Below are 20506 nucleotides of genomic sequence, written 5' to 3'. Positions count from 1 at the left end.
TCCTCCTTGTCCGGCCCGGCCGGTCGATGCGTCAGTTCAATGCGTCAGGTATCCACCGTCGGCCACGAGGACCGATCCGGTGACGTAGCTCGACGCGTCGGAGCAGAGGAACAGAGCGCAGTTCGCCATCTCCGCGGGCTCGGCGAAGCGTCCCATGGGCGTGTTCTCGGTCCACACCCGGTTCCAGTCCTCGTTCGCCCGGCCGCCCGCCGTCATGTCGCTGACGACGTAGCCCGGGGCGAGCGCGTTCACGCGGATGCCGCGCGCCGCATATTCAAAGGCCATCACCTTCGTCATCTGGTGCACCGCAGCCTTGGTCGCGTTGTAGGCGACCTGAAGCTGGGGCTTGTTGGCGACCTCGCCGGAGATCGAGCCGATGTTGAGGATCGTGCCATGTCCCGCCTCGAGCATCGGCACGATGGCCACGCGGGCGATCCGGAAGGGCGCGATGAAGTTCGTGTCGTTGATCGCGGCGAGCCGGTCGTCGCCGAACTCGTGGAAGTCGCCGCCGGCGGCGATCCCGGCATTGTTGACGAGGATATCGAGCTTGCCGAACCGCTCCAGCGTCGCGGCGACCAGCCGGTCGGGCACGTCGGGGTCCGTCACGTCACCGGCGACCCAGTCACAGGCGCCGCTGTCGCAGAGCCGGTCGACGTCGTCGGTCCGGGTGCGTCCTGCGATCATCACCTGCGCGCCCGCCTCGACGAACAGCGTGGCGATGGCGAGACCGATCCCACGGCTGCCCCCCGTGACGAGGGCCACTTTCCCGTCAAGTCTGAACTGGTCGAGCGCCATGCGATTCTCCTCCCTCTCAGAGGAGGTATTGCAGCCCGCGCCCGAAGTTAGAAGGCCCCCGGCGCGCGTGGGGTTGCCGCGATGAAGGCATCGAGCTCCGCCCGCGTGGCCGCGCCTTCCATCGGGCCGCGCACCGTCACGTTGCGCGCCCCGGCGGCGCAGGCATAGGTCAGCGCGGCCTCCGTCGGCAGGCCGAGCCTGCGGGCGGTGACATAGGCCCCGCCGAAGCAGTCGCCGGCACCGGTCGGATCGAGCTCTTCGACCTCGAAGGCCAGAGCGTCCACCCGGCTGCCGTCGGGCGCGAAGGCGCTCGCTCCCGCCGCACCGCGCTTCAGGACGATCTCGCCGCATCCGCCCGTCAGCAGCGTCCCGACCGCGCGGGCTTCGCCGTCGGTTCCGGCCGCGAGCTCCAGTTCCTCCCCGGAGGGCAGCAGCAGGTCGCATTCCGACAGGAGCGTGGCGAACAGCTGGCCGGCCTCCGCGCCCTGACGCAGCTCCTTGCGCAGGTTCGGGTCGAGCGAGACGGTGCCGCCCCGTGCCCGGACGATGGGCAGCGCGCGGGCGATCACTTCGCGCGCCTCCGGCATCGACAGTGCGGACCCCATGACATGCAGGTGTCCGGCGCGGCGGGCGAGGGCCTCCACCTCGGCTGTCCAGCCGAACCGTGCCGCTGCCGACGTCGCGATGTTATAGACGAAGTCGCGCGAGCCGTCGGCACGGTAGCGGACGAAGGCGCTGCCCGTCGGCCAGTCGGGGTCCACGGCAATCGCCGAGACGTCGACACCGTCGCGTTTCAGCCGGTCGAGGTTCACTCGCCCGAAATCGTCGTCGCCGACCGCACCGATCATGGCCGCCGCGCCACCGAAGCGGCCGCACTGGTCGATGAAGATCGCCGGGGCACCGCTCGGATAGGGTCCGACCAGCGGCTGCGCGTCGGTGAAGCCGTCGCCGACCGTGGTCGCCACGATCTCGACGAGGATTTCGCCGACGCAGATCGTCGGGCCAAGGGCATCGGGGGCAAGCGTGGACATGGCGGTCTCCTTTCCGGTGTTCCCTAGCGTCCGACGCCGGCGCGCGACAGGCCCGTCGTGCCCGGCGCGGGGTCTTCTCGAACCGACCCGGGCACCCTAGATTATGGTTCAGACGTAGGAGGTCCGACATGGCCGGAGGCTGGGCGCGCGACGGCGCGGTGAACGAACAGATCGAAGCCTCGATCGAGGATGAGCTCAAGCGGATGCGCGCGCAGAAGCGGGCACAGGGCGAGAGCCGTACCCATTGTGCCGAGTGCGAGGAGCCGATCCCGGATGCGCGCCGCGCCGCCTTGCCGGGCGTGAAGCTCTGTATCGACTGCCAGCAGGAGCGGGACGGTCGCCACGTCGCGCGCGGCGGCATCAACCGGCGCGGATCGAAGGACAGCCAGCTCAAGTAGCGCGCCAATGCCGGCGACCGTGCTGATAACCGGCGCACGGGCGCCTGTCGCGCTGCACCTCGCACGACTTCTGGCCACCGCCGGTTGCCGCGTGATCCTTGCCGACTCCCTGCGGTTTCCGCTTTCGGGGTCGAGTGCCCTCGTCGCGCGGTACGTCCGGCTTCCAGCGCCGCGCGATGACCCCGACCTCTTCGCCGTGGCGCTGGCGGAGCTGCTGACAAGCGAGCGCATCGACCTCGTGATCCCGACTTGCGAAGAAGTGCTGCACCTCGCCCGCGCGTGGAGCGAGACCGCGATGCCGGCGGTGCTGTTCGCGCCGCCCCTCCACCTGTTGAGCGAAGTCCACGACAAGTATCGCTTCATCGAGCGGGCGAGGGCACTCGGCCTGGCGGTGCCCGAAACCGTCCTGCTGTCGTCTGACGCCGATCTCGACGCGGTGCGGCACAGGGCGCACGATCTGGTCTTCAAGCCGGTCTGGTCCCGCTTCGCCACTCGGACACGTGTCCGGCCCGCACCGACGGCGCTGCGGATTCGTCCGACCGAGGCGGCCCCGTGGGTCGCGCAGGACTATCTCGCAGGACGGGAAATCAGCGCCTACGCCATTGCGAACGGCGGACAACTGTCCGCCCTGTCCGTCTACCACGTGCCCTTCCGCGCCGGTCGTGGCGCGGGGGTCTGTTTCGCACCGGTCGAGGTGCCCGCCGTGCGCAGCTTTGTGGAGCGGTTCGTGGCTGGCACTGGCTGGACCGGACAAGTGTCGTTCGATTTCATCGAGACGGCGGAGGGTGGGGTCCTTCCGCTGGAATGCAATCCACGTGCGACGAGCGGGCTGCACTTCTTCTCGGACGGGGCGGCGGTCCTGTCGGCCATTCTCGGACAGGCGTTCGCTACGCCGGACGTCACCGGCCCCCTTGGGGTGCGGCTGGCGCTTGCGCTCTACGGTGGTCCTGCCGCGCTGCGTCATGGACGCTTGTCGGACTTCCGGCAGATGTGGCGCGAGACGGCCGATGTGCTCGACTGGCCCGGCGATCCCCGGCCCGGTCGGCTGCAATGGCGTGCGCTGGCCGAGATCGCTGCGATCGCCGCCCGCAACGGGATCTCGCTGCAGGCGGCGTCGACCCGCGACATCGAATGGAACGGTCCCGAGGGCTGATCGCTCAGAGCCCGTACTTCCGCAGCAGTGGCACCCCGATCCGGGTGAGCGCGAGCTCCATCGCGCGCACGGCCGCGACGTGTCGCCGACCGAGATGGCGCACGTAGACTGCGGTATATTCGACTTCCGCCTCGGCGCCGCGGTAGCGTTTGAAGCCCGCCGCACCGGCGCTCATGTTCAGCAGCATCCCCCGGGCCCGCGCTTCGGCAATGCCGGACGAGGTCAACATGCGGTACAGGCCGTCCTTCGCGGGGCGGGTCAGGTCGTAGCCAATCATCGGATCGGTCAGCACGCCGGCCTGCTCGAACATCGCGGCGAAGGCGACGATCCGGCCGGTGTCGTCCCGCAAGCCCCGCAACCGCAGAACTCCGGCCCGGTGCATCGCTTCGATGAAGGCGACGCTGTATTGCGGGTTCAGCGGCGTGTATTTCCCGAGGTAGAGCCCGTCGTAGAGCGCTGCGCAATCCGCGTAGTCGCGCCCGGTGAAACCGGCATTCTCCACCCAGTGCAGCGTCGTCGTCTCGCTCAGCTTCAGGTCGCGCCGGAGGTCCCGCGTCATCGCGGGCAGTGCGTCCCGCGCATCGTAGAGGTAGATCTGGCGCGACGGCAGCAGCCGGAACCCGGCCTCCCTGAGCGCGGTCATGGTGACGGCGTCCGAGCGTGCGTTGAGCGAGCGCAGCACGATCGCCCGGTCAGGATAGCGGGCGATCAGCGTGTCCCGGACCTCGGCCGCGGCGTCCGGCGTGATCGGCGGCACCGGGTTGGTCGAGAACAGCCAGTTGTTGAGCTGCACTTGCCGGTCGAGGCCGCTCGCCCGGACAAGCGGTCTGCAGGAGCGCGCGAAAGCAGCAATCCCGCGGTAAAGCGGGGGAGACAGCAACCAGCGCGCCTCCTCGATGGCGTAGTCGACATAGGCCACGGAAGGGGAGCAGATGTAGCAGGTCGGCCCGTCCGACAGCGTCGCGGCCCACGGCTCACCCGCGAGGGTCAGCGCGAGACACTGCGCGTCGAGATTGGCGATGAGCGTCCGGCTGTCGCGCCCGGCGAACATCGCGGCGAGGATTGCCGGATCGTGCCTCATGCCCCCGGCAGACGGCATTCGACCCGGCGCAGCTTGCGTCCCGTCTCGAGCGTGAGGGCGCGGCGGTCCAGGGAGACTTGCGTATCGACGCCCCGGCCCGTGAGCAGCTCGCGCACACGACGGAGCGCGGCATCGGCGGCGTCCTCGGGCAGGATCGGCGACAGGTGCAGCTCGACGCCCTTCACCGTTTGCACAAGGCGGAAGTCGTCGATGCGCCGGTCGGCTTTCAGGATCGAATTGCGCAGGACATCCGGCGTGACGAGCAGGGTGCGCCCGTCCACCTGGAAGCGGAAGACGTCGTCGTCCCGGCCGATGATCTCTGCCACGACGCGGAGAGGCGAGCCGCAGGGGCATGCGTGATCGGACAGCCTGAGCAGGTCGGTCATCCGGTAGCGGGCCATGACCTGCGTCTGACGGCGGAAACAGGTCACCAGCGGCCGGACCAGCCCGCCCGGTGCGGGTTCGAACTCGAAATGCACGGAATCCTCGGCGAGGTGCAGCCCGCCATGACCGCAGGTGACCGCGAAGAGCCCCTCGGTCGCCATGTAGATCTGTCGAAGCCCCGGTCCGTACGTCGTCTCGATCACCCGCCGGTCGACCGGGTCCAGCGTCTCGGCGGCGGAGAACAGGCGGAGCGGCGATATCCGGAAAGCCTGCTCGGCGAAGTGGCGCAGGATCTTGGGCGGCGCGACGATGACGGTCGGATCGAACGCCTCGAACTCGTGGCGCCAAGCTTCGGGCCCGTCGGTCAGGGCAAAGTAGCGCAGCTGCAGCCACCCGGTGCGCCGCGCGCTGTCATAAAGACCGGAGCTTTGCGGCAGGACGATTGCCACGCGTTGCCGCCGCCAGAGCAGATCGGGGATCGCCTTGGCGAGGATGGTGCCGAGCCAGCGGAACCGCTCCCGGTCGTCGATGACGAACAGGCCGCGATTGCCGCTGGTCCCTGTGCTGGCCCCGACGGTCAGGTCGCCGATGCGGCCATCGCCGGACTGTGCGTCCCATGCCTGATCGAGCGTGATGCCGCGGATGTTGAAGCGGCCGAACGCACCCATCAACGTCGCCTTGTCGGTGATCGGCAGGGCCTCCAGCTTTGGCGGCAGGTCGCGGTAGAAAGGCGCGCGGGGCAGGTCGTTCTTCAGCCAGCGCAGCAGGGCGGCCGCCTGTTTCTGCTCGAACGTCTCCCGGTCGAGCCGGGGCGACGACAGGCGCCGCGTGGTGAGGAAGGACCGGGCCGCCTCCATCAGCATCAGTGGCCTGCCTCGTCGTAGGCGGTCGGGGCCGGGTCGTGGCACAGCATCACTTGCCAGCCTTTTGCCCTGAACCGACGAATTACGTCCTCGCTTGCGGCGGCGGCCGGACGATCGTCCGAGATCAGCGCGGCGAGGCGACCCTGCGCCTTTCCGGGGTCCAGCGCGTCCAGCAACCACGCGGCGTCGGTGGCGTAGAGCAACGGCGTCTCGAGCTTCGGGAACAGCAGGCCGACGTGTCCTTCCGCATGGCCGGGCAGGTCGAGGGCGAGAAGGCTGCCATCGCCGAACACATCATGTGCCGGTGGCAGATCGGCGCCGGTCCGGACCAGCGGGCGGTCCTCGATCGGTTGAGTGGTCATGTCGGGGATGAGCTCGGCAAAGACGCCGTGCCTCAGATTGGCGAGCGTCCCCCGGTTGCGGAGCGCCTTCAGCGCCGCGCCCGGCGTGATGAGCGTCGCCTGCGGGAACAGCGACAGGCCGGAGACGTGATCGGCGTGGAAGTGGGTGAGTACGACCGTCGAGATGTCCTGCGGTGTCAGTCCCTGCCGCGCGAGGAACGCGTCGGGCTGACCGTCGGTCAGCAGGGTCGGCTTCAGCAGCTTGCCGTAGAGGCGAAGCAGAAGGCTGCGCCCCGGCGCGGACGTCGCGGCCTTTGTGTAGCCCGTGTCGATCAGGATCGCGCCGTGGTCCGGGTGGCGCACCAGACCGTACCGGACCCGAAGGGCCATCCGCCGGCCTCTGCCGCCTTTCAGGAGAAGTCGTTCGCTGGCGTGGACATGGGCGGAATTGGCGAAGAGCAGTTTCATGCGGCACCCTTGAACGTGCGGTCCAGACCTTCTGCGAAGCTCACCTTCGGCTGCCAGCCGAGGCGGTCGCGGGCGCGGGACAGGTCGAGCGACTGGCGGTAGGCGAACAGGCTTAGGCCATAGCGCGTCACCGGCGGTTCCGGTTGGCCGGGCAGGCGGCGCGCGACCGCTTCGGCCATCCCCGCCGCCCGCATCGCGAGGCCGAGCGGCATCCGTCGCCATCGCGTGGTCAGCCCGGCGCGGGCGCAGGCCTGCTCCGCGATGCGGCGCACGGGCAGGGGCTCGCCTCCGGAGATGTTGAAGGTGGGGCCGTCGCAGTCCCGGTCGGCGGCGAGGGCAGTCACGATCGCCTCGACCACGTCATCGACATGGGTCAGGTCGATCCGCGCGGCGCCGTTGCGGAACAGCGGCAAGCGCCGCCGCCGGGCCACGCGCAGCAGGCGGGGCAGCAGGGCCGTGTCGCCGGCACCGTAGATACCACGCGGGCGCAGGATGATCGGATGGATCTCGCTTCGGTGCAGGACGATGCGCTCCGCCTCGGCCTTGGTGCGGGCATAGTCGTTGACTGGCGGAGGAAGGGGGGTGTCCTCGCGCACCTCCTCCTGATCGCACCAGTCGAAATAGATGCTGGGGGAGGAGATATGGACGAACCGACGGACGCCCGCGCGGGCGGCGAACTCGGCCATGTTGCGCGTGCCTTCGACATTGGCGCGCTCGAACGCGGCGGCGGGTCCGAAGGGCGCGGAGAGCGCGGCGCAATGGACCACCTCGGTCACGCCCGCCACCTCGGGCGGGCCGTCCGCGATGTCGTGGCGCAGAACCTCGTGACCTGCCGCGCGGAGCATCTCGAGCCGTCCGGCATCGCGCCCGAGCCCGATCGACGCGACGCCCTCGTGCCGCAGCCTTGCGAGCACAGCGCCGCCCAGGAACCCGGTCGCCCCGGTGACGAGCACGCGCATGCCTCAGAGCTCCAGTGCCATGCCGCCGAACGACACGCCGGCGGAGGTGCCGAGCATGAGCACGCGGCTGCCGACCCCCGCGCGGCCGTCCGTGCGGGCCACGTCGAAGGCAAAGGGGATGGACGCCGCGATCTGGTTGCCGTGCAGCGCCGCGATGTCGACGAGCCGGTCGGGCGACACGCCGACCTGCCGCGCCATGTGGGTCAGCGCGAAGGGGCTGGCCTGATGCGGCACGACGAGGTCGACATCCTCGAGCCGCCAGCCGGCATCCGACAGCAGCTCCTCGACGAAGCCGCCGAAGTGGCGGGAACTCAGGCGGAACAGCTCCTTGCCCGTCATCCCGAACCGGGCGTTCGCCGCGAAGGCGCCAGGGTCGCGGTGATAGTCGAAGCGCGTGCCGCCGGCCTTCAGGCCGCAGGCCTCGTAGGCGGAAGGGTAGCTGCGCATCAGGGTGGCGCGGATGCCGCCGGTGCTGTCGGTGCGCCGCAGGATAGCCGCCGCCGCGCCGTCGCCGAACAGGGCGGCGACCTCCGGGTCGTCGTCCCACGGCAGCGCTCGCGAAGCGACTTCGGCGGACACGATGAGGGCCGTGTCCGCGCGCCCTGCCGACAGCCAGAGCGCCGCGGTGTCGAGCGCGGAGAGGAAGCTCAGGCAGGTGCTGTTGACGTCGAACCCCGCCGCCGCGCCGTCTGCCATGCCGAGGCGGGCCATGACGAGCGGCGCGGTGGCCGGGATCGATTGGTAGGGGACGGACGCCCCGAACAGCACCAGCCCGATGTCGGAGGCGCGGACCCCGGCGTCCGCGAGCGCGGCCTCGGCGGCGACCACCGCGAGATCGACCTGGCTTTCGGAGCGGCAGACGTAGCGCTGGGTGACACCCGTTGCGGCCGCCATGGACCCGGGGCTGCGACCGAGGCGGCAGTCGATGTCGTCCGACCGTTCGACCGTGCGGGGCAATGCGCGCCCCGTCCCGGCAACCTCGATCCCCATGGCAGCCCCTCCTTTTCCACCGCTCCCAAGATAGGCAGTGCGATGCCGGCGCACCACCGACACGAGGGTCAGGTTTTCCGCCATCGGGTCGCTGGCGCGCCCTGTGACTCGAACGCAATAGCCGTCCGGGGCGCGAAACCTTGCCACTATCTGGACAGAATCATCACCGTATAGACGGAAGCCGGGGGGAAGACAGGATTTGACATGCGCCTTTTGGGTTCCGCCCTTCTACTCGCCGCCGCGCTGATCGCGGCCCCTGCCCACGCGCAGGAGAGGGCCATCCTCGGCTTCGGCCGCATCTTCAACAACGACCTGCTCGGCGACGGCCAGGACCGCTGGCGAACCGGGTCCTACACGTGGTCGCTGGTGCATGGCACCGGCTGGACCGGGCAGCGGCCCGAGAGCTTCGGCGCGCTCATCGACTATCGCTTTCATTCCGAGATCATCGCTCCCGACCGGCTGAACGGGACGGGCTCGCGCAGCCGCCTTTACGCGGGCATCTTCTCCGTCGGCGCGCACACCCATTTCCGGCGCGGCCTGCTGGATTACAGCCTCGGCGGCGACCTGGTCATCACCGGACCGCAGACACGGATCGACGATGTGCAGGAGTGGTTTCACGAGCTGATCTCCGCCCCGCGCGTCGATCAGGCGACCAACCAGGTCGGCGACAACACGCACCTTCAGGGCACTGCCGAGGTGGCGTTGCCGATGCGGCAGACCGAGGCCCTCCAGTTCCGCCCCTACGCAGAGCTTCAGGCCGGCGTCGAAAACCTCGTCAGGGTCGGCGGCGACATCGTCTTCGGCGAGATGATGCAGGACGACCTGCTGCTGCGCGACAGCGTGACAGGCCATATCTATCGCGGGACCGAGGGCGACGTCAGCGGGCTCGCCTTCGTCGCGGGCGCCGACATGACGTGGATCTCCGACAGCCTCTACCTGCCCGAGAGCGGCCGCGCGACGCTGACCGAGGAGCGGATGCGCTACCGCGCCGGGGTGCATTGGCAACCGGCGCCCGACCTCTCCTTCTTCTACGGGATGACTTACCTGAGCGAGGAATTCGACGAGCAGCCCGAAGGGCAGGTGCTCGGATCGGTGAAGCTCAACATCTACTTCTGAACCGTTTTTGTCACGGATCGATGTGACAAGGCCCCATCATGCTTGATCGCCACGACTCGCCGCTGCTACGTCTGATGACGCGACCCGACCATACAGAAGTTCCGGGCGCCAACGATATTGAGCAAGGCAGGCAGACAGGCATGGGAACGGCTCTTTCGGGCACGTTCGTCATTTCCTGGACCCAGACGGAGATCAACGGCATCCCTGCCGCTCCGTCGCGTGCACTCAGGACCGGGGCCGCGTGGCGCTGGTCCGGGGATGTCGTGAGGGTCGATGGACCGAACGGCGTTCTGCCGCTCGGCCCGTCCGAAGGGACGACGGACCTGAGACGGCGCGCTGCGACCGGCGTGCGCAAACTCATCACGGCGGCCATACGGGAGCCGGAGCGTGTCGAGGAGACCGATGCGCCCGACTTCGCCCCGTCGGACGATTTCACCGTAAGCGATGGCCGCGACAGCTGGTGCGTGACGCTGATCGACGCTGGCCCGGGGCGAACGCCGCTCTGCATGTTTTACGGCGACATGCCTCCCAAGGACACCGAGCTCTGGGTCGTCGAGCAGCGCGCCCGCTTCACCCACGACCCGCAGGCCCCGTCGCGGTCGGTGATCTGCTTCACGCCCGGCACGATGATCCGCACCGAAACCGGCGCCCGCCCGGTCGAGACGATCCGCGAGGGCGAGCGCATCCAGACCCGCGACAACGGCTGCAAGCCTGTAATGTGGATCGGCAGCCGGCGCGTCACCGGTGCGCGCCTGCAGGCGATCCCCGACCTCGCGCCGGTGCGGCTGCGGGCCGGCTCGCTCGGCATCGAGGTGCCGGACGCCGGGCTTCTCGTCTCGCCCGACCATCGGCTGCTCGTCTCCGGCCACGCGGCGCGCACGCTGTACAACGAGGCGGAAGTCCTCGTGCGGGCCATCGACCTCGTCAACGGCGCGTCTGTCACGGTCGAGCGCGGCCTGCGGGAAGTGCGCTACATCCATATCGGCTTCGACCAGCACGAGGTGCTGTTCGCCAACAGCGTGATGACGGAGAGCTTCCACCCCGCCTCGGTCGGGCTGGACGGGCTCTCCGCAGGCGACCGGGCGCGGCTGCTCGAGCGGCTGCCGGGCGTGGAGGAGGACCCGATGTCCTACGGGGCCTTCGCGCGGCGGATGCTGTCGTCGTCGGAAGCCGCCATCCTGGCCGGCGACGCGGCCTGAACGGCAATGGCAGGCGCACGGGCGGGAGCGAGATGAGGATCAGCGCAGTCACCCCGATGAAGAACGAGGGGCCATTCATCCTCGAGTGGCTGGCATACCACCGGCTGATCGGGTTCAACGACTTTACGATCTTCACCAACGATTGCAGTGACGGCACCGACCTGATCCTGGAGCGGCTGGACGAGATGGGCCTGGTCCGCCACCTGCCCAACCCGTCCGTCGTCACCGATGCGACCAACCACCATTTCCTGATGATGACCTATGTCGACGCATCGCCCCGGCTGCGGCGGTCGGACTGGTTCGCCTCGTTCGACGTGGACGAGTTCTGGTGCATCAACGTCGGCAACGGACGGCTCGAGGACCTGTTCGGTGCGATCGGGGACGCGGACCTCGTGTCGGGCATGCAGCTGGATTTCGGCTGTTCGGGGCATCAGACCTTCGACCCCGACCGGCTGGTGATCGAGCGCTTCACCCATCGGGCCGAGGTTCGCGAGGCCGGACCGGACGGCGCGCGCAAGCGCGGGACCAAGACGATCGTCCGGCGTGGCGTGCCGATCCGGCGCATCCGCAACCACAGCCCCCTTCTGGAAGAGGGTGCGCGCGACAGCGTTACCTGGGTCAACGGATCGGGAGAGCCCTTCCCGCCGCGCATGGGCCGCAAGGGCCAGATCAAGAGTATCGGTGACCCGCATCTCGGTGCCGACCTCGTGCAGCTCAACCACTATGCGCTGCGGAGCATGGAGGACTTCCTGATGAAGTCCGACCGGGGCAACGCCAACCACGAGAGCCTGCCGCCGAAGTTCCGCTACTGGCGCGACTACGATTCCAACGCGGTCGAGGACCTGCGCCTGTCGAGCTTCGCCTCTGATGTGCGCGACGCGGTGGCGGAGCTGCTGAAGGACGACGAACTGGCCCGCTGTCACGCGGCGAGCGTCGACTACCGCCGCCGCCGGATCGCGGAACTGAGGGAAGAGCCCGAGATGGCGCGGATGCACCAGCAGGTCCGGCGGTTCCACCGCCGCCGCTGGCAGGAGCCATCCGACGCCGGCTAGGCGGCGAGCACCTGCCTCACCCGATCGAAGAAAACGCCGCACTGGTAGCCGTCGACGAGCGCGTGGTGGCACTGGAGCGTCATCGCCATCTCCTGACCGCCGGTGGCGGACGGCACGATCTTTCCCCAGCCGATCCGGGGGATGCAGTCGTCCGGGCCGGGCAGGGCGTTGTCGAGAGACGTGTAATCCATCCACGGCAGGCAGGAGAGGTAGGCGAGGTCCACCCGCTCACCGGTATTGGCGACGAAGGCGCCGGTGCGCGCCGCTTCGGACGCGGCCTCGAAGTTCGCTTCGAACCGGGCGAAGTCGCTGTCATGCGTGACATAGCCATAGCGGAAGTCGCCCTCGCCGACGGGAACGGTCATCGACAGCTCGATCTGCGCGAACTCGGTCACCGTCTCGCCTTGGAACCGGGTGCGCAGCTCGGGCACGGCGTGGATGCCTTCGCCGATCGCATGACAGGTTGCCCGGTAGGGAGAGATGCCGTCCCGCTTGCGGCGCTCCATCAGTGCAGTCACGTCGATCCGGGTCGTGATCGCGTATTGCGGCCTGTCGTAGGTGCGGAACAGGCGGTACTGGGCGGCACGGGGCCACGTGTCGAGGTCGATGATCCGGTCCGGCATGGCGTCTCCTCCTGTCACTTCCGGCCATAAGGTCCGGCCCGCAACGGGTCAATCGGCGTTGGACCTCCGGCGTTGTTGACTCCGTCGGCGGGGGATAGTAAGCGGCGCGCTCACTGGTGTTGGTGGCCCCCGCAAGGGGATGCCTGTCGCCCGCAAGGGAAAGGACAACGCCCTTCATCCGCCGCCCACCGGGGCGGCTACCGACATTGAAGGAGATCAGACGGTGACCAAACGCACCTCTGCCAAGTACAAGATCGACCGCCGCATGGGCGAAAACATCTGGGGCCGCCCGAAGTCCCCGGTGAACCGCCGCGAGTACGGCCCCGGCCAGCACGGCCAGCGCCGCAAGGGCAAGATGTCCGACTTCGGCCTGCAGCTCCGCGCGAAGCAGAAGCTGAAAGGCTACTACGGCGACCTGACCGAGAAGCAGTTCAAGCGCATCTTCGTCGAAGCCGAACGCGTCAAGGGCGACACCGGTGAGAACCTCATCGGCCTGCTCGAGCGCCGCCTCGACGCCGTCGTCTACCGCGCCAAGTTCGTGCCGACCGTCTTCGCCGCCCGCCAGTTCGTGAACCACGGCCACGTGCTCGTGAACGGCCAGCGCGTGAACATCCCCTCCTACCGCGTGAAAGAGGGTGACGTGATCGAGGTTCGCCAGAAATCCAAGCAGCTCGCCCTCGTGCTCGAGGCCTCGCAGCTGCCGGAGCGTGACGTCCCCGATTACCTCGAGGTCGACCACTCCAAGATGACCGCGACCTTCGTCCGCACTCCGGGCCACGGCGACGTGCCGTACCCGGTGATGATGGAACCGCACCTCGTCATCGAATATTACGCCCAGAACTGATCGGAGACCGGCCCGGAAGGGCCGGGCCCCGGGATTTCGGAAAACCCGCTGGTCGACGGACCGGCGGGCTTTTTCGTTTCAGAACGGGTAGCTCGTGGTCGCCGGATCATAGAGCCGGCACTCCGCCCCCATGTTCACGCAATCCCCGATCGCGGCCTCGAGATCACGCCGCTCCAGACCGACCTCGATGCCGAGCGCGGCAAGGCGGTCGCGGTAGAGTGCCTCCTGCGCCTCGTCACCGGAGTCGAGCGACGCGAGGAAGTAGCGCCTGGCGCGCGTCTGCTCCCCGAGCGCGGCGTAGATGTGGGCCAGCGTGTCGAGCGCGGCGAACTCCCACTCGTCGGCGGACGGGCGGTCAAGACGCCATTCCTCCATCACGTCGCGCCCTTCGTCGAAACGTCCGGCAAGGTAGAGCGGCCAGCCGATATAGTTGTGAACGTCCTCCGCATCCTCGGCCTCCCGGTAGGACGGCCGGTGCGCCTCGAACACCGTCACCGCCTCGTCCAGCCGGCCGAGCCGGGCTAGGGAATCGATCAGCGTGGCGAGGGCGTAGGTATTGCCCGGGTCGGCTTCGACCGCGATCGCGCCGGCCTCGGCGGCCTCCTCGTATCGGTCGATACTCCACAGCGCGCGGGCGAGGTTGCCGTTGGCCCAGCCGATGTCTTCGCCCAGTGACAGCGCGACTTCGTAGGCGACGACGGCCTCCTCGAAATGGTCGGTGTCCTGCATGCACTGCGCGATGGTTCCGAACATGTGGAAGTCGGTGCGGGGCGCGACCGAGGTCAGGGTGACGGCGTAAGGCACGCACTCCGGTATCCGGTCGACGTCGCGCAGCACGAGGATGAACTGCTCCAGCACCCACGGGTTCGTCGGCGCGAGCTCGAACGCCTGCTCGACCCAAGCGAGCGCGGCTTCGGACTCGCCGCGTGCCTGTTCGATCCACGACAGGTCGAGCGGGGCGAGGTGGCTCGACGGTTTCAGCGCCATCGCCGCGCGGGCGGCCTCTTCCGCCTCGTCGTAGCGGCCGTCGCCGTAATAGGCGCGGCCGCTTTCGATCAGGAGCGAGAACCTGTCTTCGTCGTCCGCGCGCTCGATGGCCATGTTGCAGGCGAAGATTCGGTCCTCGGCGGCGAGGCTTGCGTCGCGGCAGTCCTCCTCCGGTGTGGCGAGGGCAATGCCCGGCAGGGCGGCCGTCAGAAGGGCAAGGGCGAGAGGTTTGAAAAGCGATCGTGTCGGCATGGCGTCCACTCGAATTGGTCAGGCAATGCTCGAGCTTGGTCGAGCGCGGGCCCGCTTGGCAATAGCGGAGACCCTGACCTGCCGGACCGATGGTTCTGGCCTGTGGCTGTCCCTTTTTCGACACTTGCCCGAGGCGGCAGCGATTTGACCCCGGTGGCCCGCTCGCCTATCCCCGGGCTCGACCGGACCCGAGGAGCGTGACATGACCGACAGCCATCCCACCTACGGCCGCATCGACGGCCCCGTCGTGATGATCGGCTACGGCTCGATCGGGCAGGGCACCCTGCCGCTGATCCAGCGGCATTTCGAGTTCGACGCCGACAAGCTGGTGGTGATCGAGCCGAACGCCGAGAAGGCGAAGATGGTGGAGACGCTCGGCATCCGTTGCGTGACCGAGCAGGTCACCCGTGAGAATTACCGCGATCTGCTCGGCGGCCTGTTCGAGCAGGGCCGGGGCTTTTGCGTGAACCTCAGCGTCGACACGTCGTCGCTCGACCTCATCCGCTTCTGCCGCGAGATGGAGGTGCCCTACATCGACACCGTCGTCGAACCGTGGGCCGGCTTCTATTTCGAAACGACCGAGAATGCGCAGCGCACGAACTACGCGCTGCGGCAGGCGATGCGGGATGAGAAGGCCGCGCATCCGGGCGGCAGCACGGCCGTCTCCTGCTGCGGGGCGAACCCCGGCATGGTGTCGTGGTTCGTGAAGGAAGCGCTGCTGACGCTGGCGAAGGACACCGGCCGCGACTCGACCAAGCCGGCGGACCGCGAGGGCTGGGCCGCGCTGATGCAGTCGCTCGGCGTGAAGGGCGTCCATATCGCGGAGCGCGACACGCAGGCTCGCCGCAAGCCGCGCCCGCGCGGCGTCTTCGTGAACACCTGGTCGGTCGAGGGCTTCATCGCCGAGGGTTTCCAGCCTGCGGAGCTCGGCTGGGGCACGCACGAGACCTGGTTCCCGGAAAACGGTCATTCCTACGACAAGGGCTGCCAGGCCGCGATCTGGCTGGAGCGGCCCGGCGCGATCACCCGCGTCCACACCTGGTGCCCGACGCCGGGGCCGCAGTTCGGCTTCCTCGTCACGCATAACGAGGCGATCTCGATCTCGGACTATTACACCGTCGGCCCGGCGGACGCGCCGGAGTTCCGCCCGACCTGCCACTATGCCTACCACCCTTGCGACGACGCGGTGCTGTCGCTGCACGAAATGTTCGGTTCCGGCAAGACGCAGGAGGTGCACGAGATCCTCGAGGTCGACGAGATCGTCGAGGGGATCGACGAACTGGGCGTGCTGCTGTTCGGCCACGAGAAGAACGCGCTGTGGTACGGCTCGCGCCTGTCCAACGATGAGACGAAGGCGCTGGCCCCCGATCAGAACGCGACCGGACTGCAGGTGACCTCGGCCGTGCTGGCGGGCATGGTCTGGGCGATCGAGAACCCGAACGCCGGCATCGTCGAGGCGGACGAGATGGATCACGAGCGCTGCCTCGAGGTGCAACGCCCCTACCTTGGCCCGGTCGAGGCGCACTATACCGACTGGACGCCGCTGCAGGACCGCTGGGAACTGTTCCCCGAGGACATCGACGAAAGCGACCCCTGGCTGTTCCGGAACGTGCTCGCTTCCTGACGAGGGAACCGATTTTCTCCGAAAATCGGGACCGCGCCCTGGGGCGCGGTGCCTGCGGCGCGAGTATTTCCGGCCAGATGAAGAGCCTTCCCTCCGCGTCCGGCGGGGGTTAGAAGGCGCCCGGACTTCAGGGAAGACGCAGATGAGCAAGTTCGAACCTCAACCCGGCATCATGGACATCGAGCCCTACAAGGGCGGTGCCAGCCACATACCGGGCATGACCGACGTGCTGAAGCTGTCGTCGAACGAGAACCCGTTCGGCCCGCCGCTCTCCGCCGTCGCCGCCGCGCGGCAGGCGTTCGAGGAGATGCATCGGTATCCGCCCACCGATCACGCGTCGCTGCGCGCTGCGATCGGCGAGGTGCACGGCCTCGACCCCAAGCGGATCATCTGTGGTGTCGGCTCGGACGAGCTGATCCACCTGCTGTGCCAGTGCTACGCCGGGCCGGGGACCGAAGTGCTTTATACCGAGCACGGGTTCTCCATCTACCGGATCACCACGCTCGCCGCCGGCGCGGCGCCGGTCAGCGTGAAAGAGACCGAGCGGCAGGTCGAGGTCGACGCGGTGCTTGCGGGCATCACCCCGCTGACCCGGATCGTCTTCCTGACCAATCCGGGAAATCCGACCTGTGCCCTCATCCCTCCGGCGGAGCTTGAGCGGCTCGCCGACGGCATCCCCGAGGACTGTCTGCTGGTGCTGGATGGCGCCTATGCCGAGTTCGCGGACGGGTTCGACGGCGGCGCGTCGCTCGTCGGCACGCATGCCAATGTCGTGATGCTGCGCACTTTCTCCAAGATCTATGGTCTCGGCGGCATGCGCGTCGGCTGGGGCTACGCGAGTGCCGAGGTCATCGACGTGCTCAACCGGGTGCGCGGGCCGTTCAACCTGTCGGTTCCGGCGCTCGCGGCGGCGGAAGCGGCGGTCCTCGACCGGGACTGGGTCGCGATGTGCCAGTCCGAGAATGCGCGCCTGCGCGCCTGGCTGCGCGAGGAGCTCGGCCAGCTCGGGCTGCCCTCCGACGAGTCCTACACGAACTTCATCCTGCCGCGCTTCGCGTCGCAGGCGGAGGCCGAAGCCTGCGAGGCGCACCTGCGCAGCAAGGGCATCCTCGTGCGCAAGGTCGCGGGGTATGGTTTGCCCGAGGCGCTGCGGATCACGATCGGGACCGAGGCTGACTGCTACCGCGTGCGAGACGCCATCGCCGAGTTCGTGGAGGCGTCCTGATGGCCCAGCAGTACGAGAAGGTCGCGCTGATCGGGCTCGGCCTCATCGCGTCCTCGATGTTCTGGGCGATGAAGCGCGCCGGGACGGTCGGCGAGGTCTCCGGCTACGCGCGATCGGCCGAGACGCGGGCGACGGCGCGGGAGATCGGTCTTTGCGATACGGTCTGCGACAGTGCCATCGAGGCGGTGAAGGACGCCGACCTCGTCGTGCTCTGCGTTCCGGTCGGGGTGATGGGCGCGGTGGCCGAGGAGATCGGCCCGCACCTGAAGCCCGGCGCGACGGTCTCCGACGTCGGTTCGGTGAAGAAGGCAGTGATCGACTCGGTCGGCCCGCACATTCCCGAAGGCGTCCACTTCGTGCCGGCGCACCCGCTCGCCGGGACGGAGCAGTCCGGCCCCACGGCGGGATTCGCGGAACTGTTCGACAACCGTTGGGTGCTGATCGTGCCGTCGTCCGACGACACGGATGACGCCGCCGTGATCCGGCTTCAGGCCTTCTGGGAAGGGCTTGGCGCCTTTGTCGAGCGGATGGATGCCGAGCACCACGACCTGGTGCTTGCGGTCACGTCCCATACGCCGCACCTTATCGCCTACACCATGGTGGGGGTGGCCGACGATCTGCGCCGCGTGACCGACAGCGAAGTCATCAAGTATTCTGCTGCCGGTTTCCGGGACTTCACGCGGATCGCGGCGTCCGATCCCACTATGTGGCGAGACGTGTTTCTGACGAACAAGGAGGCGACCCTGGAAATCCTCGGCCGCTTTACAGAAGAGCTCTTCGCGTTGCAGCGGGCCATCCGGAAGGGTGACGGCGACCACCTGCACGCCTACTTCACGCGTACCCGCGCCATCCGGCGTGGCATCATCGAAGCCGGCCAGGATACAGCCGCGCCCGACTTCGGCCGGACCGGATCGAAGCGGTGAAACGCACTCTCGTCATCGCCCTGGCCCTGGTTGCCGGTAGTGCGATGGCGGACTCCCCCCAGACCTCTCTCTTTCCGCAGGCCCGCCCGACGGACTCGGTCGCGGCTCCGGCGGCGGCAGCGGAGCCAGCAGTGACCGCCTCACCGTCCGGCGAGGCGGAAGCCGAGGCGAGTTCCGATTGGTACGATGTCGATGTCAGCAGCCTCGCCCCCGCGCGCTCGCTGCGCCCGCCGGAGCGGACGGACCGGGTCCGGATCGCCGCGGCGCGCCTGACTGAGGAGCGCCGGCGAGGGGCCGTTTGCGGTGATGTCGCGATCCAGGGCGAGGCGATCGGCGCCGTCGCCGGTCCGGGTGCCTGCGGCGTCGAGGGTGCGGTGCGGGTGACGTCAGTCGCCGGAGTGGCGCTGTCGACGCCCGCAACGATCGACTGCCGGACGGCGACCGCGCTCAAGACCTGGGTCGAACGCGGCGTCAAACCGGCCATCGGCGGCGAAGGCGGCGGTGTGCAGGGACTGCGTGTCGCCGGGCATTATGTCTGCCGGGGGCGCAACAACGTCGCCGGCGCGCGCCTGTCGGAGCATTCCTTCGGACGCGCGATCGACATCTCCGGCATCCGCTTGCAGAGCGGCGAGGTCATTTCGGTGCTGAACGGCTGGAATTCGTCAGGTGATGGCGCGCAGCTTCGTCAGATGCACCAGTCGGCCTGCGGTATCTTCGGCACGATCCTCGGCCCGGACGCGAACGCCGCCCACCGGGATCACTTCCACTTCGATACTGCGCGCTACCGTTCCGGGTCCTACTGCCGCTGAGCTTCGGCCAGCAGACCGGGCAATATGGTCTCGACGGCGTCCGAGGGGCTTTCGGACGCTTCTCCGCCGAATTCGAACTGACGAATTTCGAAGCCGGTGATCGCGGGCATGTCCGTCGCGAGGTCACGCGTCAGCGGCGCGTCGGTCGTCAGCGTCGCCTCGAGCAGCAGGGGGCCGATCTCCTCGGCATTCAGCAGCAGGCTCTCGATCGAGACATAGACGTCGTAGTCGCCCGACACGCCGGTTGCGGGGCGAATGGCGGCGATGATGCCGGACGCCTCGCGATCCAGCTCGGGCAGGGTGATCCGGTCCGCCGTGGCGACGACCTCCCCCAGCTCTCCCGATCCGGCAACGTCGATGGATGCCAGCAGTCGTTCGCTTTCGACATCGGCGTCGAACCCGCCGACAATGACATGCGCCGGCGAGCCGACGGCGATGATCTCCCGGTCCCGCCGGTAGACCAGCCGAAGGATGTCGAGCCGCCCGACGCGGAAGCCGAAGCCGCCGTCCGGCGCGGTCACCGACAGGTCCGTCAGCGTCGTGTCGATCCGGGACGGGAAACCGGCGATTGACAGGCCGTCCTCTTCCACCCGCCAGCCCGCGTCCTCGAGCCCCTCGATGAACAGGGCCATGTCGGCGCGCGCATCCCGGACGCCGAGATACCAGTATCCGCCATACAGTCCGGCTGCGATCAACAGGATAAGGATAAGTATGCGCATCGTGACCCTTTCGCCTGCGTCGCGCCTCGTGTTTAGAGGGCAACGGAATGGAGGGCCAGAGAACATGACGATGTGGGTTTTCGGCTATGGATCGCTGCTCTGGAATCCGGGCTTCGCGCCGGCGGAGACCGTGCTCGCCCGGCTCGACGGCTATCACCGTTCGTTCTGCATGCTCTCGATCCATCACCGCGGCTCGGAGGAGGTGCCGGGTCTCGTGCTCGCCCTCGATGCGCAGGAGGGGTCGACCTGCACCGGGCTCGCGCTGCGTGTCGCACCGGAGGACGAGGAGCGCGTGCTCGCCGAATTGCGCGAGCGGGAACTCATCTCCTCCGCCTACTACGAGGCGCGGGTGCCACTGGCACTGACCGACGGGCGCGATGTCGAGGCGCTAGCCTATATCGTCGACACCGGCCACCGCCAGTACGTCCAGTTCGATCTCGAAACGCAGGCGACCATGATCGCGCGCGGGCAGGGCGGGCGCGGCCCGAACTCCGAGTATCTCGACAACACGTTCGAGCACCTCGAAGGCCTCGGCATCCACGACGCGGACATGGATTGGCTGGTTGCGCGGGTGCGCGATATAAAGGCCGCAGGTGGCTGACCTCACACTATATTTTGTTTGGGTTTCAGGTCTCCGACGATTATGATCGCGACAATTGAGCAGACCGGG

21 protein-coding genes are annotated in these 20506 nt (G+C 68.4%); 11 read left to right on the top strand and 10 right to left on the bottom strand.

Annotation, left to right across the window (positions count from 1 at the left end):
- Positions 1 to 36: 36 nt before the first annotated feature.
- Positions 37 to 795, bottom strand: coding sequence for an SDR family NAD(P)-dependent oxidoreductase (locus I8N54_RS15055; protein WP_140195955.1), 759 nt, complete (start codon positions 793 to 795; stop codon positions 37 to 39).
- Between the two features lie 47 nt (positions 796 to 842).
- On the bottom strand, positions 843 to 1826 hold the full coding sequence (locus I8N54_RS15050) for a tagatose kinase (protein ID WP_140195954.1): 984 nt from the start codon (positions 1824 to 1826) through the stop codon (positions 843 to 845).
- A gap of 128 nt (positions 1827 to 1954) precedes the next feature.
- Here I8N54_RS15050 and I8N54_RS15045 point away from each other — a divergent pair, with 128 nt between their 5' ends.
- Positions 1955 to 2224 (top strand): DksA/TraR family C4-type zinc finger protein, encoded by a 270-nt coding sequence (locus tag I8N54_RS15045; RefSeq protein WP_140195953.1) that lies wholly within the window; start codon positions 1955 to 1957, stop codon positions 2222 to 2224.
- Between the two features lie 7 nt (positions 2225 to 2231).
- On the top strand, positions 2232 to 3377 hold the full coding sequence (locus I8N54_RS15040) for an ATP-grasp domain-containing protein (RefSeq protein ID WP_140195951.1): 1146 nt from the start codon (positions 2232 to 2234) through the stop codon (positions 3375 to 3377).
- Between the two features lie 4 nt (positions 3378 to 3381).
- Here I8N54_RS15040 and I8N54_RS15035 read toward each other — a convergent pair whose 3' ends face one another.
- From I8N54_RS15035 to I8N54_RS15015, 5 genes are read right to left on the bottom strand one after another with little or no spacing between them, the layout of a single operon-like run.
- Positions 3382 to 4458: a GNAT family N-acetyltransferase gene (locus I8N54_RS15035; RefSeq protein ID WP_140195949.1), complete on the bottom strand. Its 1077-nt coding sequence runs from the start codon at positions 4456 to 4458 to the stop codon at positions 3382 to 3384.
- On the bottom strand, positions 4455 to 5705 hold the full coding sequence (locus I8N54_RS15030; RefSeq protein ID WP_140195947.1) for a CoF synthetase: 1251 nt from the start codon (positions 5703 to 5705) through the stop codon (positions 4455 to 4457). The genes I8N54_RS15035 and I8N54_RS15030 overlap by 4 nt, the downstream gene beginning before the upstream one ends.
- Positions 5705 to 6514 carry an MBL fold metallo-hydrolase gene (locus tag I8N54_RS15025; RefSeq protein WP_140195945.1) on the bottom strand — a complete coding sequence of 270 codons (810 nt, stop codon included), beginning with the start codon at positions 6512 to 6514 and terminating at the stop codon, positions 5705 to 5707. The genes I8N54_RS15030 and I8N54_RS15025 overlap by 1 nt, the downstream gene beginning before the upstream one ends.
- Positions 6511 to 7473, bottom strand: a complete 963-nt coding sequence (locus I8N54_RS15020) for an NAD-dependent epimerase/dehydratase family protein (protein WP_140195943.1) — start codon at positions 7471 to 7473, stop codon at positions 6511 to 6513. Before I8N54_RS15020 ends, I8N54_RS15025 begins: the two co-directional genes overlap by 4 nt.
- 3 nt (positions 7474 to 7476) lie before the next feature.
- Positions 7477 to 8463, bottom strand: a complete 987-nt coding sequence (locus tag I8N54_RS15015) for a 3-oxoacyl-[acyl-carrier-protein] synthase III C-terminal domain-containing protein (protein WP_140195941.1) — start codon at positions 8461 to 8463, stop codon at positions 7477 to 7479.
- Between the two features lie 204 nt (positions 8464 to 8667).
- On the opposite strand from I8N54_RS15015, the gene I8N54_RS15010 reads away from it, so the two are divergent.
- The 3 genes from I8N54_RS15010 (at position 8668) to I8N54_RS15000 (ending at position 11830) form a co-directional block, all read left to right on the top strand.
- On the top strand, positions 8668 to 9579 hold the full coding sequence (locus tag I8N54_RS15010) for a lipid A-modifier LpxR family protein (protein ID WP_140195940.1): 912 nt from the start codon (positions 8668 to 8670) through the stop codon (positions 9577 to 9579).
- Between the two features lie 140 nt (positions 9580 to 9719).
- A complete protein-coding gene (locus I8N54_RS15005) occupies positions 9720 to 10778 on the top strand; it encodes a Hint domain-containing protein (protein WP_140195938.1) in 1059 nt (352 codons plus the stop codon).
- Positions 10779 to 10810: 32 nt separating this feature from the next.
- A complete protein-coding gene (locus I8N54_RS15000; RefSeq protein WP_140195936.1) occupies positions 10811 to 11830 on the top strand; it encodes a glycosyltransferase family 2 protein in 1020 nt (339 codons plus the stop codon).
- Here I8N54_RS15000 and I8N54_RS14995 read toward each other — a convergent pair.
- Entirely contained in the window at positions 11827 to 12453 is a 627-nt protein-coding gene (locus I8N54_RS14995) for a CatA-like O-acetyltransferase (RefSeq protein ID WP_140195934.1), read from the bottom strand. The genes I8N54_RS15000 and I8N54_RS14995 overlap by 4 nt on opposite strands.
- Positions 12454 to 12676: 223 nt before the next feature.
- Between I8N54_RS14995 and rpsD the strand changes: the two genes are divergently transcribed.
- Complete coding sequence (gene rpsD / locus I8N54_RS14990; protein WP_140195932.1) at positions 12677 to 13297, top strand: 30S ribosomal protein S4; 621 nt, start codon at positions 12677 to 12679, stop codon at positions 13295 to 13297.
- A 78-nt stretch (positions 13298 to 13375) separates the two neighbouring features.
- On the opposite strand, the gene I8N54_RS14985 is transcribed toward rpsD, so the two are convergent.
- Positions 13376 to 14536: a tetratricopeptide repeat protein gene (locus tag I8N54_RS14985; protein WP_140195930.1), complete on the bottom strand. Its 1161-nt coding sequence runs from the start codon at positions 14534 to 14536 to the stop codon at positions 13376 to 13378.
- Positions 14537 to 14738: 202 nt separating this feature from the next.
- Here I8N54_RS14985 and I8N54_RS14980 point away from each other — a divergent pair, with 202 nt between their 5' ends.
- From I8N54_RS14980 to I8N54_RS14965, 4 genes are all read left to right on the top strand, one after another.
- Entirely contained in the window at positions 14739 to 16160 is a 1422-nt protein-coding gene (locus tag I8N54_RS14980; protein ID WP_140195928.1) for a homospermidine synthase, read from the top strand.
- Positions 16161 to 16302: 142 nt separating this feature from the next.
- Positions 16303 to 17385: a histidinol-phosphate transaminase gene (hisC, locus tag I8N54_RS14975; protein WP_140195926.1), complete on the top strand. Its 1083-nt coding sequence runs from the start codon at positions 16303 to 16305 to the stop codon at positions 17383 to 17385.
- Entirely contained in the window at positions 17385 to 18308 is a 924-nt protein-coding gene (locus I8N54_RS14970; RefSeq protein WP_140195924.1) for a prephenate/arogenate dehydrogenase family protein, read from the top strand. The genes hisC and I8N54_RS14970 overlap by 1 nt, the downstream gene beginning before the upstream one ends.
- Entirely contained in the window at positions 18305 to 19117 is an 813-nt protein-coding gene (locus tag I8N54_RS14965; RefSeq protein WP_231592687.1) for an extensin-like domain-containing protein, read from the top strand. Before I8N54_RS14970 ends, I8N54_RS14965 begins: the two co-directional genes overlap by 4 nt.
- Here I8N54_RS14965 and I8N54_RS14960 read toward each other — a convergent pair.
- Complete coding sequence (locus tag I8N54_RS14960; RefSeq protein WP_197097626.1) at positions 19105 to 19836, bottom strand: DUF2125 domain-containing protein; 732 nt, start codon at positions 19834 to 19836, stop codon at positions 19105 to 19107. The two genes, I8N54_RS14965 and I8N54_RS14960, sit on opposite strands and share 13 nt — an antisense overlap.
- 64 nt (positions 19837 to 19900) lie before the next feature.
- Between I8N54_RS14960 and I8N54_RS14955 the strand changes: the two genes are divergently transcribed.
- Positions 19901 to 20437 carry a gamma-glutamylcyclotransferase gene (locus I8N54_RS14955; RefSeq protein ID WP_140195920.1) on the top strand — a complete coding sequence of 179 codons (537 nt, stop codon included), beginning with the start codon at positions 19901 to 19903 and terminating at the stop codon, positions 20435 to 20437.
- The last annotated feature ends 69 nt before the right edge of the window (positions 20438 to 20506 follow it).

It is taken from the genome of Pelagovum pacificum (genome assembly GCF_016134045.1).
GTDB lineage: Bacteria > Pseudomonadota > Alphaproteobacteria > Rhodobacterales > Rhodobacteraceae > Oceanicola > Oceanicola pacificus_A.
The sequence above is the reverse complement of the archived record's forward strand: the minus strand, read 5'-3'. Positions and strand labels throughout refer to the sequence as shown.

Bases quoted from the DNA above. Each gene is read 5' to 3' on its own strand.
- I8N54_RS15030 (WP_140195947.1), bottom strand. From the start codon at position 5,705: ATGCTGATGGAGGCGGCCCGGTCCTTCCTCACCACGCGGCGCCTGTCG.
- I8N54_RS15015 (WP_140195941.1), bottom strand. From the start codon at position 8,463: ATGGGGATCGAGGTTGCCGGGACGGGGCGCGCATTGCCCCGCACGGTC.
- I8N54_RS15040 (WP_140195951.1), top strand. From the start codon at position 2,232: ATGCCGGCGACCGTGCTGATAACCGGCGCACGGGCGCCTGTCGCGCTG.
- I8N54_RS15025 (WP_140195945.1), bottom strand. From the start codon at position 6,514: ATGAAACTGCTCTTCGCCAATTCCGCCCATGTCCACGCCAGCGAACGA.
- I8N54_RS15045 (WP_140195953.1), top strand. From the start codon at position 1,955: ATGGCCGGAGGCTGGGCGCGCGACGGCGCGGTGAACGAACAGATCGAA.
- I8N54_RS15020 (WP_140195943.1), bottom strand. From the start codon at position 7,473: ATGCGCGTGCTCGTCACCGGGGCGACCGGGTTCCTGGGCGGCGCTGTG.
- I8N54_RS14960 (WP_197097626.1), bottom strand. From the start codon at position 19,836: ATGCGCATACTTATCCTTATCCTGTTGATCGCAGCCGGACTGTATGGC.
- I8N54_RS14995 (WP_140195934.1), bottom strand. From the start codon at position 12,453: ATGCCGGACCGGATCATCGACCTCGACACGTGGCCCCGTGCCGCCCAG.
- I8N54_RS15050 (WP_140195954.1), bottom strand. From the start codon at position 1,826: ATGTCCACGCTTGCCCCCGATGCCCTTGGCCCGACGATCTGCGTCGGC.
- I8N54_RS15005 (WP_140195938.1), top strand. From the start codon at position 9,720: ATGGGAACGGCTCTTTCGGGCACGTTCGTCATTTCCTGGACCCAGACG.
- I8N54_RS15055 (WP_140195955.1), bottom strand. From the start codon at position 795: ATGGCGCTCGACCAGTTCAGACTTGACGGGAAAGTGGCCCTCGTCACG.
- I8N54_RS15010 (WP_140195940.1), top strand. From the start codon at position 8,668: ATGCGCCTTTTGGGTTCCGCCCTTCTACTCGCCGCCGCGCTGATCGCG.
- I8N54_RS14980 (WP_140195928.1), top strand. From the start codon at position 14,739: ATGACCGACAGCCATCCCACCTACGGCCGCATCGACGGCCCCGTCGTG.
- hisC (WP_140195926.1), top strand. From the start codon at position 16,303: ATGAGCAAGTTCGAACCTCAACCCGGCATCATGGACATCGAGCCCTAC.
- I8N54_RS14985 (WP_140195930.1), bottom strand. From the start codon at position 14,536: ATGCCGACACGATCGCTTTTCAAACCTCTCGCCCTTGCCCTTCTGACG.
- I8N54_RS14955 (WP_140195920.1), top strand. From the start codon at position 19,901: ATGACGATGTGGGTTTTCGGCTATGGATCGCTGCTCTGGAATCCGGGC.
- I8N54_RS15000 (WP_140195936.1), top strand. From the start codon at position 10,811: ATGAGGATCAGCGCAGTCACCCCGATGAAGAACGAGGGGCCATTCATC.
- I8N54_RS15035 (WP_140195949.1), bottom strand. From the start codon at position 4,458: ATGAGGCACGATCCGGCAATCCTCGCCGCGATGTTCGCCGGGCGCGAC.
- I8N54_RS14970 (WP_140195924.1), top strand. From the start codon at position 17,385: ATGGCCCAGCAGTACGAGAAGGTCGCGCTGATCGGGCTCGGCCTCATC.